The sequence below is a fragment of the Paenibacillus sp. sgz302115 genome (genome assembly GCF_056120445.1).
Genome location: NZ_JBVYOK010000004.1, coordinates 115,683 through 131,239 on the forward strand (window position 1 = coordinate 115,683; position 15,557 = coordinate 131,239).

At 51.2% G+C, this 15,557-nt stretch carries 13 protein-coding genes; 9 read left to right on the forward strand and 4 right to left on the reverse strand.

The genetic code is table 11. The features are described from left to right. Positions 1-162 precede the first annotated feature (162 nt). Positions 163-1,002, reverse strand: a complete 840-nt coding sequence (locus AC0LWN_RS11035) for a phosphatase PAP2 family protein (RefSeq protein ID WP_474665150.1) — start codon at positions 1,000-1,002, stop codon at positions 163-165. Between the two features lie 94 nt (positions 1,003-1,096). Then, entirely contained in the window at positions 1,097-1,489 is a 393-nt protein-coding gene (locus AC0LWN_RS11040) for a TIGR04086 family membrane protein (RefSeq protein WP_458963833.1), read from the reverse strand. Positions 1,490-1,722: 233 nt separating this feature from the next. Here AC0LWN_RS11040 and AC0LWN_RS11045 point away from each other — a divergent pair, with 233 nt between their 5' ends. Continuing rightward, a complete protein-coding gene (locus AC0LWN_RS11045) occupies positions 1,723-2,490 on the forward strand; it encodes a YetF domain-containing protein (RefSeq protein ID WP_474665152.1) in 768 nt (255 codons plus the stop codon). 4 nt (positions 2,491-2,494) lie between these two features. On the opposite strand, the gene spoVB is transcribed toward AC0LWN_RS11045, so the two are convergent. Then, positions 2,495-4,060: a stage V sporulation protein B gene (gene spoVB, locus AC0LWN_RS11050; protein WP_474665154.1), complete on the reverse strand. Its 1,566-nt coding sequence runs from the start codon at positions 4,058-4,060 to the stop codon at positions 2,495-2,497. Between the two features lie 177 nt (positions 4,061-4,237). Between spoVB and AC0LWN_RS11055 the strand changes: the two genes are divergently transcribed. The 6 genes from AC0LWN_RS11055 (at position 4,238) to AC0LWN_RS11080 (ending at position 11,063) form a co-directional block, all read left to right on the forward strand. Beyond that, complete coding sequence (locus AC0LWN_RS11055) at positions 4,238-4,489, forward strand: post-transcriptional regulator (RefSeq protein WP_474665156.1); 252 nt, start codon at positions 4,238-4,240, stop codon at positions 4,487-4,489. 217 nt (positions 4,490-4,706) lie between these two features. Then, entirely contained in the window at positions 4,707-5,957 is a 1,251-nt protein-coding gene (gene secD, locus AC0LWN_RS11060; protein ID WP_474665158.1) for a protein translocase subunit SecD, read from the forward strand. Further along, positions 5,947-6,849, forward strand: coding sequence for a protein translocase subunit SecF (secF, locus tag AC0LWN_RS11065; protein WP_474665160.1), 903 nt, complete (start codon positions 5,947-5,949; stop codon positions 6,847-6,849). Before secD ends, secF begins: the two co-directional genes overlap by 11 nt. Before the next feature lie 120 nt (positions 6,850-6,969). Then, positions 6,970-7,929 carry a cation diffusion facilitator family transporter gene (locus AC0LWN_RS11070; protein ID WP_474665162.1) on the forward strand — a complete coding sequence of 320 codons (960 nt, stop codon included), beginning with the start codon at positions 6,970-6,972 and terminating at the stop codon, positions 7,927-7,929. 29 nt (positions 7,930-7,958) lie between these two features. Beyond that, positions 7,959-10,370 carry a single-stranded-DNA-specific exonuclease RecJ gene (recJ, locus tag AC0LWN_RS11075; RefSeq protein WP_474665164.1) on the forward strand — a complete coding sequence of 804 codons (2,412 nt, stop codon included), beginning with the start codon at positions 7,959-7,961 and terminating at the stop codon, positions 10,368-10,370. Positions 10,371-10,544: 174 nt separating this feature from the next. Further along, positions 10,545-11,063 (forward strand): adenine phosphoribosyltransferase, encoded by a 519-nt coding sequence (locus tag AC0LWN_RS11080; RefSeq protein WP_019909079.1) that lies wholly within the window; start codon positions 10,545-10,547, stop codon positions 11,061-11,063. Between the two features lie 97 nt (positions 11,064-11,160). Here the strand turns inward: AC0LWN_RS11080 and uraA are convergent, their stop codons facing one another. After that, positions 11,161-12,465 carry a uracil permease gene (uraA, locus tag AC0LWN_RS11085; protein ID WP_474665166.1) on the reverse strand — a complete coding sequence of 435 codons (1,305 nt, stop codon included), beginning with the start codon at positions 12,463-12,465 and terminating at the stop codon, positions 11,161-11,163. A gap of 303 nt (positions 12,466-12,768) precedes the next feature. Here uraA and AC0LWN_RS11090 point away from each other — a divergent pair, with 303 nt between their 5' ends. Next, entirely contained in the window at positions 12,769-14,946 is a 2,178-nt protein-coding gene (locus AC0LWN_RS11090; protein ID WP_474665168.1) for a RelA/SpoT family protein, read from the forward strand. A gap of 142 nt (positions 14,947-15,088) precedes the next feature. Beyond that, on the forward strand, positions 15,089-15,532 hold the full coding sequence (dtd, locus tag AC0LWN_RS11095; protein ID WP_474665170.1) for a D-aminoacyl-tRNA deacylase: 444 nt from the start codon (positions 15,089-15,091) through the stop codon (positions 15,530-15,532). Positions 15,533-15,557 lie beyond the last annotated feature (25 nt).

Here is a 15,557-nt window from a genome sequence, read left to right on the forward strand (position 1 = left end):
ACATAAAAAGCGGCATCCTCTTCTTGAAGAGTGATGCCGCTTTTTTGCAAATATAAGAAAGTATAAGTTTCACGCTATACTTTATCCTTATATTTCTCGCTGAAACGAATGCCGTCCTTTTAAGGACGGCGTAGCCGTTTCTACTTGGTTTATCTGGATTTATCAGCGGGTATTGGTGGCACGGCTTCTGACAGTCAATCTGTCCTCTCCGCTGCGCAGAGTCAGCTTGGCAAGCTGCACCGCAACTGTGGTTGATACGACAGCCAGCAGGGTGCCGCCCAGCATGTCGGTCAACCAGTGAATGCCAAGGTAGAAGATCCCAAATACGATGATTACCGCAGAGACTGTTGAAATGACCATCCAGCGGCGGTTGCCGGACCGGAAGGCAAGCAGAGCAGTTGTGACGGAAATTGAGGTATGCAGACTTGGGAAGCAATTGTTAAGACCGGAGAGGGCTCTGTATTCCTGCTCAAATTTCGGGAAAACATCCAGCATCGTAAAGCGAACCCCTGCCGGAACATAGGACCAGACCTCATTCACCGGAAAATAAATATAGAACGGAATGGCAATGGCATAGTTGATGATAATCGCATAGCAGGTGGCGTAGAGCATCACGCGGTTCTTATCCAGCAAATAGACGCCAAGCGAAGCAGCAAGCACCGATTGGAGCATAAAGATGTAGAAGAATACGATAGTGGGTGTCAGCCACGGAGCGAAGAAGATCTCCTGAACACCTCTGACAAAATGGCCCTCCAGACCAAAAATGAACGAGGTGTAATCCGAGGTGAGCTGCATTTTACGCTCAATCTGCAATTCATATTTATTCAGTAAGAGCACACCGAACATACCCGCAAACAGCAACAAAAATTTATAAGAGCGCAGGAGTTCTTTTCCAATCTCCACTAAAGCCTGCAATGGATTGCGCCGGGAACCAAGCCAGATTAGTAACACAACAATTATAACAGTGTACAACGAGATTAAATTCATTGATTGGTAAAGCAAAACAATCGAAGCCTCCTTGATCCCTCACATAGTCATATGAAACCAGTGTAACATATTTTTGGGGGCCAGGTTCGATTTTTGGAAAATATAAATTTTAAGATTTCTGCAGATTGACTCCAAACATTCCGCCAAGTGCAGCAATACCTGCAGCAGCCAGAATCCACAGGCAATCCATAACGGAAGGAGCGCTGTCCAGTGCCAGAAATCCAATCAGCAGTACGGTAATCCCGTAGAGGGCGCCAGTGAGCGCTCCCTGATACCAGCCCTTGCTGGACGCTCTGCGGCCCGCAGTCAAGCCCCCGAATGCAGCGGCGATGCCGTGTATGATGTAGGTGTACATTGCAAGATCCTGCTCTTCAAGACCGCTGCCCCAGAGTAAAAAGGAGAGGACGAGCGCGCCCAGCAGCATCCAAAGGAATGAGCGGCATAACCCCGATAACACAGGACTCGATATTCTCCACGAGAACAGGCGCCGGAATAAGTACATGGTACAACCTCCTAAAAGTTTTGTTAGCTTACGCTTAAGCTTTTTATGCGGGTTTTTACTATTGTATGGGGGGGCTTGCCCCAATAGTACAAGAATGAGTGTGAAGCCTTTTTTACCATTAATTAATAAGCCGTTTTCCGAATGCTCCCTTGGCGCAGAGGCCAGAATAGGGGTACATTAATCAGCCCGCACAACAGCTGCGCGGGTGACACTGGAAGGGGAGCGAAGAGAATATGTTCCAGCATATTTCTGCCCATATCTTTCTGACCGTGCTGATGTATATCTTCATTTTCCTGAGCATGCGGATTATGGGGAAGCGGGAAATCGGCAAGCTGTCTGTATTTGATCTGACGATCTCGATTATGATTGCCGAGATTGCTGTTTTTTCCATTGAGGATATTGAACGGCCGATCTATGACGGATTTGTACCGATGGCGACACTCGTGCTAATTCAGGTTCTGGTTGCACAGCTCAGTCTTAAGAGCAGAAAGCTGCGGCTTCTGATGGACGGCAAACCGAGCATTCTCATCTCGGATGGCAAGCTGCACCGCGGGGAGATGCGCAAACAGCGCTACAACATTGACGATCTGCTGCTGCAGCTGCGCGGACAAAATATCACCAGTCCGGCAGACGTTGAATTTGCTATTCTGGAACCGAGCGGACAGCTTACCGTCATTGAGAAAGACAAAAGCGTGTCCTCCAGCAATCAAACCGGGAACAGCAGCTCCGGTGCCAACCGCGGCAAGCACGCTGAGCACTCTACAGGAGAGAGCACAGGCGATGCTGAATTGCCGAAACATAAAATCAGATATGAAGGCCTGCCGATTCCGCTGATCATGGATGGAAAGGTACAGGATGAGAATCTGGAGATGATTGGAAAGACCAGATTTTGGCTGAGAACACAGATCCGTCAGAAAGGGGTTTCGGATTTTCGGGATGTGTTCCTATGCTCAATCGACCACAATGGCAAAATCTATGTAGACCGTCTGGGTAGCAGGTGACAGTTCACCGCCACTTTTTTATAAAAGGAACCCGGTCCAGATCACGTATGGAGATTAAGCCGGACAACATGCATATCCCGAAGTACAAGGCCATTCCGCTTCCGGCGGCGAATAGGAATTGTGCCCACTGCGCCTCAGCGATTGGCACTTTGGTATAGATGTAAGACATTCCGGCAGCCATGATGATCATTGCGGCGAAGGTTTTTATCGGGTCGGCAAGCCTCAGCGAGAAGGATATCAGCTTAATTACGCTGAACCCGTGAAGCAGAGTCACAAGGATACTGTTGACGATAATGGCGATAATCGCTCCGTAGATCCCATATTCCGGCTGGGAGGCAAGCGTAAGAATGAGCAGAATTTTGATTACCGCACCAATCAGCGTGTTGATCAGCGCCCTGCCTGGACGGTCCATAGCCTGCAAGGCAGCCTGCAGCGGAGCTTGGACATATAAAAACAAGGCGAACGGCGCCATCATCCGCAGCATGGGTGCGGTATCGGCATTGCCGTACATCAGCGTGCACAGCGGGTCAGCAAAAATATACATAACCGCCGCGAAGGGGGCTCCGGTTACCATCGCCAGGCGCAGCGCCTGATGCATTCTTTTATGGATTGTGGGCAGATCTTTGCGCGCCGCCGCTTCCGACAAGGAAGGCACGAGCGACACGGCGAGTGAAGAGCTGAGCACCCCCGGCAGCAGCAGCAGGGGAATCACCATCCCTTGCAAAGAGCCATACTGTGCAGTGGCAGCGGCAGTGGCGATTCCGGCCAGCGCCAGACTGCGGGCAGTAATAATGGACTCCAGCAGATAGGAGAAGGAGCCGACAAGCCGTCCGGCGGTAACGGGCACTGAAATGCCGATCAGCCGCTTAAGTATGGAGAAATCCCGGGTAGAGGCGGGTATATTCTCGGTATGGGACTGGCTGGTTTTCTTGTCCTTTTTTACGATGAAATAGTACTGCCCCAAAAGGGCCAGCATGCCGAAGATTTCACCGACAGTTACACCAAGCATCGCCCCGGCTGCCGCATAGGCAATTCCTTTTGGAAGCAGCAGCCATGATAACCACAGCATAAAAAAGATCCGAATAACCGATTCTATCACTGAGGATAGCGCCGAGGGAATCATGTTCTGTCTGCCCTGGAAGTAACCTCTGTAAATCGCGGAGACGGCAATAATGGCGATCATCGGTGTCATGCTCAGAAAGGTGTAATAGACACGCCTGTCCGTTAATATCACATTGGAAACCCATGAAGCGCTGAACAGTGCAAGAATAGTAAAAAAGATACCGAGTCCAAGACTGAGCGTCAGTCCGCTATGCAGAATCCGGCGCGACTCTTCCGGGCGGCCTTCTCCTTCGGCTTCGGCAACCATTTTGGCGATGGCCAGCGGAATTCCACCGGTGATGATGGTCACCAGCACGATAAAAAACGGATAGCCAAGCTGATACAGGCCCACCCCCTCGGCCCCGATAATCCGGGGTAAAATAATACGGGGAATAAAGCCGAGCATCCGGTTAATGATGCCTGCGGCCAGCAGAATCAAGGTTCCTTGAATAAAGGTCTGTTTCCTCAAAGGGCACTCCTTCTTCCCAAATATAGTCTTTCTAACATTGATATGGGCAAGCAGGCTTTTCCATGACAAGCTTTAGGTGTGACAACTTTTCACCGGAAGAAGGAAAGAGAGGAAGCTTGGTCGAATACATAACTTTGGGAACATGCACAAGGAAGTGATCTCTGGAGGTGTCAACACGTGGAATCGGAACAATGGAATTACGACGAGCTTAGTGATGAAATCGAAGCCATGTGCCGCAGTAAAGCGGAGGAGTTTCGCCTCCTCGGCTATGAATATGTAACAGGCAAGGATATTTGGGAATGTGTCAGCCGCAACTACAGCAAGGAAGGCAGGCCCCCCCTGCATAAGCTGGTGAATGACATCTATTCACTGAAGTCAAGCAGTTATATGAACTATCTGACGATTGCCGCTTATCGGGGATTGAACTGATAAAAGGAACGATTTTCTTTTGCAAACAGCTATAGGAAGCAGTAAAGTAAGAGAAGAATAATTCAGCTTTTCCTATCAAAACGGATGGCTTGCCCTTTGAGCGGAGCCGGCCGTTTCTTTGTGTGAACGCGTGCCGTCATTTCCGCCTGAATTGACGGTCATTTCGCACGTAGCTATAATAGGAATATTGAGTAATGAAAGGGGAACTAGCAAGAGCATGAAGAGACTGTTGAGCTTTATCATTACCGTGCTCGTTTTAACAGGCGTCATGGTATTCACAACTCCCGGGCTGCTGGACAAGGTCCGTCTGGGGCTTGACCTGAAAGGCGGCTTCGAGATTCTGTATCAAGCCACGCCGATGGAGGCCGGAGCGGAATTGACCCGTGCTTCGCTGCAGAAGACGGCGGAAAGCCTGGAGAAACGGGCAAACGCACTCGGAACAAGCGAGCCTGAGGTTACTACAGAAGGAACGGACCGCATCCGTCTGAAGATTGCGGGCGTTACCGACGAGGCCGAAGTCCGCAAGAAGATGAAAGAACCCGCAGTTCTGACCTTCCGCAGTGCCGCCCCAGGCGATGCCGCAGGAACCTACAGCAAGATTGAGCTTGTGGGCAGTGATTTTGTGGAGGGTGCGGCAGAGGTTCAACGCGATAATCTGAACCGGCCGGAAATCAGCATCAAGGTAAAGGATAAGGACAAATTTGCAGAGATTACTAAACGTCTGCTGGGCCAGAAGCTAGTTATTTATCTTGATGACAGAATGCTATCAGATCCCGAGGTTCATTCGGAGCTTACCGACGGTAATGCTTCGATTTCAGGGAACTACACCATAGATCAAGCCCGTGAGTTAGCCGATACCATCAACCTTGGCGCCCTGCCGCTGAAGCTTACAGAGAAATATTCCCAAAGCGTAGGTGCAACACTCGGTAAACAGTCTCTTGATCAGACGATCAAAGCCGGTCTTGTGGGTTCAATAATTATTCTGATCTTCATGATCGGCATGTACCGTCTGCCGGGTGTTCTGGCCAGCTTTGCGCTGATTCTGCATACATGGCTGCTCATCGCGGTGTTCGTCGTTGCCGATTTCACCTTGACTCTCCCCGGTATCGCCGCGTTTATTCTGGGTATAGGGATGGCGGTCGATGCCAATATCATTACAAATGAACGGATAAGGGAAGAAATGCGCAACGGTAAGAGCATTCTGTCTTCTGTCAAAGCAGGGAACAAAACTTCCTTCCGTACAGTTATGGATGCGAACGTCACTACCATTATCGTAGCGGCTGTAATGTTCGCCTTTGGTACAGGTGCGGTTAAAGGCTTTGCCCTGATCCTGATTGTGGAAATTGTGCTTAGTATCGTAACAAACCTTTATTTTGCCCATTGGCTGCTTACGGTGCTGGTCAAAGCCGGCACTCTGAAAAAGCCGAAGCAATTTGGGGTAAAGGAGAGTGACATCCGTGCGCTTTAAGAAAGAGCTTGATTTTGTACACTTAAGTAAATATTTCTATATCTTCTCCATTGTGATTACTGTACTTGGTGTGGCCTTCCTTAGCTTCATGGGGCTGAACTACAGCGTTGACTTCAAGGCCGGTTCCAACGTAGACGTGTCGTTATCGAAGAACATCACGCTGGAGCAGCTAAAACCTGCCCTTAATGAGCTTGGCATCTCGCATGAGCCGGATATTACAGTCGGTGAGAATCGTGTGAACATCCGTTATGATGAAGTGCTTAATGATACTCAGGACGCCGCGCTGAAAGCGGCGATTACGAAGCTGGATGACAAAGCCTCCTTCGAGATCAACACTGTTGATACGGAAATGGCCAAAGAGCTGGCCCGCAACGCGATCTACTCCGTATTGCTGTCCTGCTTAGGGATCATCATCTATGTTAGTATCCGGTTTGAATGGCGTTTCGCCTTAGCGGCGATTGTGGCGCTTATCCATGATGCTTTTATCGTGGTTGCCGTTTTCTCCATTTTCCGGCTGGAGGTCGATTTGACCTTCATTGTAGCGGTGCTCACGATTATCGGTTACTCCATCAATGATACGATTGTTATCTTTGACCGGATCCGCGAGAATCTGCGCTTCGGCAAACAGAAAACCTATGAGGATCTGAAGGCGCTGGTTAACAAAAGTGTGGCCCAGACCCTTATGCGGTCCCTGTACACAGCCTTTACGGTATTTGTTGCCGCGTTCTTCCTGCTGGTACTTGGTGGTGCATCAATTAAAATGTTCTCACTCGCTATGGTTATCGGTCTGCTCTTTGGAGCCTACTCTTCCATCTTTATCGCAAGTCCGCTCTGGCTGCTGCTGAAGAAACGCCAGAAGACAGCCGTAAAGAGCAAACCGGCCAAAGCCTAAGCTTAGTTGTCCCGGGAAGCCGCGTCAATGACGACGCGGCTTTTCGGAATCTTTGGAGTGGAATGTCAGTCGGAACTCATCATCATGAGATGACTTGCTAGTGGTAAGGAGGGCCTCGTAATGAATGATAAACAATCACCGCAAAGTGAGACGGTTACCTGGACAGGAGTCGCCAGCGATATAGCGCTGGCGCTGGCCAAAGGAAGCGTTGGTTATCTTTCAGGCAGTAAGGCATTAGTGGGTGACGCATTATATTCCGGATCAGATGCGGCTGCCAAGCTGGCGGAAATTCTTCCGCTTCCGTGGCGCAGACAGGATCAGAAGCGCAGAGGGATACAGCGGACTTTGCAGAGCAATAAGGAACCGCTTATTCCCATCCTCTTTTCAGTACTGATTCTTATGGGCGGGCTGCAAATTGCCTTCTCGGCGATCCGCGATTTGACCAGAGGACATTTATCGGCACCGGGACAGGCAGCGCTTGTTACCGTCCTCGTGTCTATTGTTTTTAAAGAGGCGATTTTTCAGTATCAGTACCGTTATTTCAAAAAAAAGGGCGATGGCAGTCATGCCGCTTACGCGGATAGTCACCGTTTCAGTCTTTATACTTCAATCACTGTATTTATCGGAACCTCCCTGGCCATAGCCGGCGGAACGTTCAATTGGCATCCGCTGCTGTATATGGACCCGATTGCCGCATTGTTAACCGGATGCTTTATGATCCGAAAAGGATATTCGCTAGTCACAGCCTCTGTATACGGTAAAAAGCTTCAGGAGCTCCCCTCCGAGGAGGCGGCCAGCTTCATAGAAACCGTACAGCGGGTGCATGGCGTTATCCGTGTAGAGTATTTGCAGGCCTTGGAGCAGGGGCGTTATGTGAACCTTCAAGTCAAAATCAGTGTAAATCCGCGTATTACCGTTATGGAAGCCCAGGATATCTCGGAATGTGCCAGAAAGCTGCTGCAGCACCGTTTTGTGCATGTAGGCGAGGTGCATATGGATGTTGTGCCTTATGATCCGGGTTATCCTTACAAAAGCAACCAGGAGCTCGTGGACAACGATATTCCCACGCTGCTGCAGTAGTCCGCAAGGTGAGAGAAAGGTGAAATCTATTGCTCCATTCAAAAACAAGATGGCAATCTCCGGCAGCCGATCCCGATGTTGTTCGGGAGTTGGCCCGGAGCCTTTCTGTTTCTCCGCTCCTTTCGTCACTCCTGGTGACCCGGGGCATGGACACGGCTGACAAGGCGCTTATGTTCATGGATGGCGGAGACGAAGAGGAACATGATCCCTTTCTGCTGAAAGGGATGGCAGAAGCGGTTCCCCGAATCAGAAAGGCGCTGCAAGATGAAGAACATATTCTTGTTTATGGCGACTATGATGCGGACGGAGTGTCCAGTACTGCGCTGATGATCTATCTGCTGCGGCACTTGGGGGCTTCTTTTGACATTTATATTCCGCACCGTTCGAATGAAGGCTACGGGCTGCACAATCATGCTCTGGATTGGGCGCAGCAGCAGGGAGTGTCGCTGGTTATTACTGTCGATACCGGAATCAGCGCTTATCATCAGATCGCCTATGCGAGTGAGCTCGGCATTGATGTGATCGTTACGGATCATCACGAGCCGCCAGAGCTGCTGCCGCAGGCTTATGCGCTGATTAATCCCAAACTGCCGGATTGCCCTTATCCGTTCAAAGGCTTGGCAGGAGTCGGTGTGGCCTATAAGCTGGCCCAGGCGCTGCTGGACGGTGAGGTCCCAGAGGCCTGGAGCGAAATTGCGGCAATCGGTACGATTGCAGATTTGATGCCGCTGCTGGGCGAGAACCGCAGCATTGTGCGCAGAGGGCTGTCCAGCATGCAGCGCTCGTCTTTTCCGGGCATCCGGGCTTTGCTTGGAGTCAGCGGAATTACGATGAATACGGTAAGCGCTGTAAATATTGCTTTTGGGCTGGCCCCGCGTATCAATGCCAGCGGACGTCTGGACCATGCCGGACGTGCAGTGACGCTGCTGACTACAGAGCAGCCGGCTGAAGCGGAAGAGCTTGCCGGAGAATTGGACCTCCTGAACAAAGAGCGCCAACTGGTTGTCGAAAGAATCGTCGCTGAAGCCACAGTTAAGCTGGAACAGCAAATGGAGCGCGGCAAGTTGCCGGATATTATTGTTCTTGCAGAGCAGGGCTGGAATGTGGGTGTGGTAGGAATTGTAGCCTCCAAGCTGCTGGAACGCTATTACCGACCGGTCATTATTCTGGATATTCACCCCGAGACAGGGATGTGCAAAGGCTCCGCCCGCTCTATACCGGGGCTGGATATTTATGAGGCGTTAACCTCCTGTGCGGACTTGATGGACCATTACGGGGGCCATCCGGCGGCTGCCGGGATGAGTCTGCACCGGGACCAGCTTGCGGCTTTTGCTGCGGCCCTTAATGAATATGTGGCTGCTGTGCTGACGCCGGAGCATTACATGCCGGTAACGGCTGCAGACGGTGAGGTGGCGATTGCCGACCTTTCGCTGCAGGCTGCGCTTGAACTGGACAGGCTGGCTCCTTTCGGAATGGCCAACCCGCTGCCAAAGTTCATTGTTCGGGGAGCTGCAGTAAAAGAAACCCGCAAAATGGGCCAGGACGGCAAGCATTTGAAGCTTGTTCTCCAGCAGGGCAAAAATACAATTGAAGCTGTAGCTTTCGGTAAAGGTCCGCTGGCTGATTTACTGCCGGCCGGCACTATGATTGACCTTCTGGCAGAGCTGTCGGTTAACGAGTGGAACGGCTCGCGCAAGCCGCAACTGATGCTGCAGGATCTGGCAGTGCCGAATCCGCAGGTGTTTGACCTGCGCGGCGCTGCCGATGCGGTGAAACAAGCCGCATCTCTTCAAGAGCTGCTGCAGCCCTACAGTGGCGGCAGCCCGTTCAGGACAGCAGCGGTATTTCAGAACAGCCGCATGTCACCGCTGAGTGCGCTCCAAGGCATGTCCCTCTGGGTATATGATGAAGAGGCTGGAATTTCCGCAGTCCGTCATGAACCGGAGAATGCAGAAAGCACCCAGGTCTCATTGCTCTGTCTGCTTGATATGCCGGAAACACCGGAGCAGCTTGATGCGTTGCTGGCTGTTTTCCCGAACGCAGATAATATCGCACTGCTGCATTCGATCCGCGATGGCCGTGACCGGCTGCAAACACCGACGCGGGAGCATTTCAAGTCATTGTATAAATTGCTGGCAGCGCTTGCCACAGCTCCAACACCAGAGAATGAACTGCTGCTGCGGCTCAGCCGTCAGTCTGCAATGAGCACGCGGATGCTGGGCAAAATGCTGGATGTGTTCGAGGAGCTTGATTTTATCGAGCGAAGCCGCGGCAATATCAGCTTTGTCACCCAGCCTGCCGCCAAAAGTCTTACGGCTTCAGAGCATTTTGTCAGATTGGGACAGACTGCCGAGATTGAGCAATATTTCATGGAAGCCAGCCGCAGCGAGCTGCAGGACTGGATGTTATCCCGCCGTCCGGGTGCCTCTCAAGCTGGATGATTTGGCGGCAGATGCTTCCGAAGCAAAACTAAGCGTATGCTTCCGAAGTGAGTTTGTTCGAAGATAAATCAGTGAGGTAACGCTCACAAACTTAAGCGTATGCTTTCGAAGCAAGTTTTGTACGGAGGTAACGCTGAGAAGCATATGCTAACAAAACTTTCAGGAGATGATGTTATGGATTTTAAAGACAGTATTCGTGTGATTCCGGATTTCCCCCAGCCGGGAATCAGCTTCAAAGATATTACTACCCTGCTTAAAGATGGCGAAGCTTACCGCCGGGCGATTGATGAGCTGAAAGCGCTGGTGGCGCATCTGAAAATTGACGTGATCGCCGGACCTGAAGCCCGCGGCTTTGTAGTAGGCGCACCGCTTGCTTATGCGCTGGGTGTCGGCTTCGTGCCAATCCGCAAAAGCGGCAAGCTGCCATATGACACCATCGAGGTGGGATATGATCTGGAATACGGCAAGGATACACTGGCTGTTCACACGGATGCGGTCAAACCTGGACAAAATGTGCTTATTGCTGATGATTTGCTGGCAACGGGCGGCACAATCGCTACTTCGGTCAACCTCATAGAACAGCTTGGCGGCAAAGTGGTCGGAGCAGCCTTCCTGATCGAATTGACCCAGCTTGCCGGACGCAACAAGCTTACAGGCATTGAGATTCATTCTCTCCTTTCGTACGAGGACTAAGGGGAAGCGAAAGACTTTTCCCGGGAAATAAAAAGCGGACTGCTGTCGAATAAAGACAGCAGTCCGCTTTTTATATATGAAGCTAATCAACCGGGATTTAGTGCGCAGCTTTCTCGTTGTCTTGCTCGTTGGACAAGCCAAGCACCTCAATTAATTTGAAGAGCAAGGACAGAACCATACCAACAATCGTCGCAAGTGCCATGCCTTTAAGCTGTACACCATAGATATTAAGCGAAATGCCGCTGATGCCGACTACAAGGACCAAGGTTGCCAGGATCATGTTGGTGGCCTTGGAGAAATCGACCTTCTGCTCAACGAAGATGCGCAGACCGGATGCGGCAATTACACCAAACAGCAGCAGCGAGACGCCGCCCATAACGGGCTGGGGAATATTGGAGATAATTGAGGAGAACGTCCCGGAGAACGAGAGCAGAATCGCAATGACTGCAGCGCCGCCGATCACATAGACCGAATATACTTTGGTGAGCGCCATAACGCCGATATTTTCACCATAGGTTGTATTCGGTGTAGAACCGAAAAATCCGGACAGAATCGTGGAAATCCCGTTGCCCATCAGCGAGCGGTCAAGTCCCGGATCTTTGGTCAGGTCTTTGCCGACAATGTTGCTGGTCACGAGCAAGTGTCCGATGTGCTCTACAATAACCACAAGCGATACCGGAATAATTGTGAAGATAACATCCCAGTCAAAGGAAGGTGTAACAATAGTTGGATGGGAGAAGAAGTTGCTGCTAGAGATTGCATCTGTGTTCACCACTTGCATGATATAAGCCAGAACGTAGCCGGTCACGATCCCGATGAGGATATGAATGATTTTGGGAAAGCCGCGGAAGAGGACTGCGCCAATAACAGTCACGCCGAGTGTTACCATGGATAATGTAATAGCTTTTCCGTCCGGGGTCCAGCCGGTGGCTCCTTCAGGAGCAATCAGCCCGGCCATGCGCGCAGCAACCGGCACCAGCTCCAGTCCGATAGTAGCGACAATGGCGCCCATAACCGCCGGAGGGAATACGACATCAATCCAGCCGGTTCCGGCATAACGGACGATCAATGCGACCAGAATAAAAATAACGCCGGTCACGATAAAAGCTCCCAGTGCAAGCGAATATCCATGCTGATGATCACCCTGATGCTGCTTCAGCACGCTGAGCACCGGCGAGATGAAGGCGAAGCTTGAACCGAGGTATGCCGGGATTCTGCCGCGGCAGATCAGGATATACAGCAGTGTTCCGATCCCGTTCATCAGCAGAATCATGCCAGGGTCTACCCCGAACAGGTTAGGGACAAGCACCGTGCTGCCGAACATGGCGAACAAATGCTGAAGACTCAGCAAAAAGCCCGGGCCCCAAGGGAGTCTTTCGTTAACTTGAATTTCGCGTTGCAATGGTGTTCACTTCTCTTTCATGTCTATTTTATGTGAGGTTCTAAAAAACCGCCTTTACTAGATTAAATAGAACGGAGTCTTTTTACAACAACATTTTTACAAGTGCCACGAAATTGTCCATTCTTGACACTTTACCTTACAGCAATGCCACGGTGTGGCAAGTGTTGACGTAATCCATCGCAAGCGTCATAATTATAGACAACTTTAAACGGATTGTAGTGTAGCTTGGAACATATGGAACCTGCAAATCCTGCACCCCTTGCGGGTTCATTTTATTATAGAAAGGAAACGGATACGACGAGAATGCGCATAGAGCAATTAATCGAAAAGGCCGGCGCCTATATAAAAGAAAAAGATCTTCTCCGCATCCGGGAAGCTTATGAATTTGCCGATCAGGCTCATCACGGCCAGGTTCGGAAATCGGGGGAGCCATACATTCTGCATCCGCTGGCGGTCGCAGATATTGTCATTAATATGCAAATGGATGTCATCTCCATTATTGCGGCGCTGCTGCATGATGTTGTGGAAGATACAACCGTGTCGCTGGAGCAGATCCGCGAGAAATTTGGCGATACCTGCGCCATGCTGGTGGATGGTCTGACCAAGCTGGAACGGATTCGCTTCCGCTCGAAGCAAGAGCAGCAGAACGAGAATTACCGCAAAATGTTTATCGCCATGGCTCAGGATATCCGGGTCATTGTCATCAAGCTGGCGGACCGTCTGCACAATATGCGTACACTCAAATATCAGTCCGAAGAGAGCCAGCGCCGTATTTCTTATGAAACGCTGGAGATTTTTTGTCCCATCGCCGACCGTTTGGGGATTTCCGCGATCAAATGGGAGATGGAGGATATTGCCCTCCGCTATTTGAACCCGCAGCAGTATTACCGCATTGCCAATCTGGTGCACAAGAAACGGGCGGAACGCGAGCAGTTCATCGAGAGCGTAATCGGACGCATCCGTGCCAAACTGGATGAAATGGGCATTGAGGGGGATCTCTCGGGCCGTCCAAAGCATATTTACAGTGTATACAACAAAATGAGCACCAAAAACAAGCAGTTCAACGAGATTTATGATCTGCTCGCTATCCGCATTATCGTAGACAATATTAAGGATTGTTATGCCACATTAGGTATTATTCATACTCTTTGGAAGCCGATGCCCGGCCGTTTCAAGGATTATATTGCTATGCCCAAAGCGAATATGTATCAGTCGCTGCACACCACAGTGGTAGGCCCGGGCGGAGAGCCGACTGAGGTTCAGATCCGTACATGGGAGATGCACCGTACTGCCGAGTTCGGGATTGCCGCCCACTGGGCTTACAAGGAAGGCAGCAGCAGCATCAACCCGGAGAACCGGATGCCGTTTTTCCGGGAAATTCTGGAGCTGCAGCATGAGGCCAAGGATGCCGAGGAATTCGTCGAGTCGCTCAAAATGGACTTTTTCTCGGATCTTGTTTTTGTCTTCACGCCTAAAGGAGAGGTTGTGGAGCTTCCGGCCGGATCGGTGCCGCTTGACTTTGCTTTCCGTATTCATACAGAGGTAGGGAACCGGACGATTGGCTCCAAGGTGAATGGGCGGATTGTGCCGCTGGATCATAAGCTGAAGACCGGGGATATCGTGGAGATTCTGACCTCGAAGAACTCTTACGGTCCGAGCCGCGACTGGCTGAAGATTGCCCAATCCTCTCATGCGCGCAGCAAGATTAAGCAGTGGTTCAAGAAGGAGAAACGCGAGGAAAATGTTGAGAAGGGCCGCGAAGCGGTAGAGCGCGAGCTGAAACGGCTGAATATGGAGGTTTCCGATTTTCTCACCGAGGATAAGCTCAGCGATGTAGCCAAAAAATTCGCCTTCGGCGATGTGGAGGATATGCTCTCCGCAGTCGGCTTCGGGGGGATCACCGCTTCGCAGATTGCCAACAAGCTTACGGAGAAGCTGCGCAAGGAGCTGGAAGAGGCTGCAGGGCATCTTGAGCTTACGGCCGAAATGAAGGAGATCAAGTCCAGCGGGGAGAAACGCAATCAGCCGACCAACGGGGTGCGTGTAAAAGGCATTGATAATCTGCTTGTCCGCTTCGCACGATGTTGCAATCCGGTGCCCGGCGACGATATTATCGGCTATGTGACCCGCGGGCGCGGCGTTTCCGTCCATCGTGAGGACTGTCCGAATATTCCTACAGATGGCGATGGCGAGGAATCGGCGCGCGTGATCGAAGTGGAATGGGAAGGCAGCATGGAGGCCAACTACAGCGTGGATATTGAGATTACGGGCCATGACCGCAACGGCCTGCTCAACGAGGTGCTGCAGGCGGTGTCGGAGAGCAAGACGAATATCTCGGCAGTCACCGGACGCTCGGACAAGAACAAAATGGCGATGATTCATATGACCATTCTGATCCGCAACACTGATCATCTGCAGTCTGTGGTGGACCGGGTGAAGCGGGTCAAGGATGTATATACGGTTAACCGCATCATGCAATAGACATACATGCCGCTCTTTCGCGGCACTTCAGACGATGAGATTTCATAGATGGGCCTTAGGTTTGGCTTCGCCAAATTCGAGGCTTCCATAACAATGTCCTCCGTTAGGACATCGTTATTTCAGGGTAGGGAGCTAAGACATAATGAGAGTAGTGGTGCAGCGCTGCAAGGAAGCCAGGGTAACCGTAGAGGGTGAAGTGACCGGAGCGATCGGAGAAGGCTTGATGCTGCTGGTCGGAGTTACCCATGAGGATACAGAGAAGGACGCCAAGTATTTGGCTGACAAGGTCGCCGGACTGCGCATTTTTGAGGATGAAGCCGGCAAAATGAATTTCAGCGTTACCGATACAGGCGGAGCGATATTATCGGTATCACAGTTCACACTGTATGGAGACTGCCGCAAAGGCCGGCGGCCGAATTTCATGGCTGCGGCTGCGCCTGCCGAGGCAGAGCGGCTGTACGATTACTTCAACCAGGAGCTGAGAGCCGGAGGGCTTCAGGTGGAAACCGGCAGGTTTGGCGCTATGATGGATGTATCGCTGACCAACTGGGGTCCGGTGACGTTATTGCTGGACAGCCAGGGCTAAGCAAATACGTTTGTTCTAAAAGGGT

What these genes read in the sequence shown, in the direction of transcription:
- AC0LWN_RS11080 (WP_019909079.1), top strand. Translation starts at nt 10,545, where the DNA reads ATGGATTTTAAAGACAGTATTCGTGTGATTCCGGATTTCCCCCAGCCG.
- secD (WP_474665158.1), top strand. Translation starts at nt 4,707, where the DNA reads ATGAAGAGACTGTTGAGCTTTATCATTACCGTGCTCGTTTTAACAGGC.
- AC0LWN_RS11090 (WP_474665168.1), top strand. Translation starts at nt 12,769, where the DNA reads ATGCGCATAGAGCAATTAATCGAAAAGGCCGGCGCCTATATAAAAGAA.
- AC0LWN_RS11045 (WP_474665152.1), top strand. Translation starts at nt 1,723, where the DNA reads ATGTTCCAGCATATTTCTGCCCATATCTTTCTGACCGTGCTGATGTAT.
- AC0LWN_RS11040 (WP_458963833.1), bottom strand. Translation starts at nt 1,489, where the DNA reads ATGTACTTATTCCGGCGCCTGTTCTCGTGGAGAATATCGAGTCCTGTG.
- AC0LWN_RS11070 (WP_474665162.1), top strand. Translation starts at nt 6,970, where the DNA reads ATGAATGATAAACAATCACCGCAAAGTGAGACGGTTACCTGGACAGGA.
- dtd (WP_474665170.1), top strand. Translation starts at nt 15,089, where the DNA reads ATGAGAGTAGTGGTGCAGCGCTGCAAGGAAGCCAGGGTAACCGTAGAG.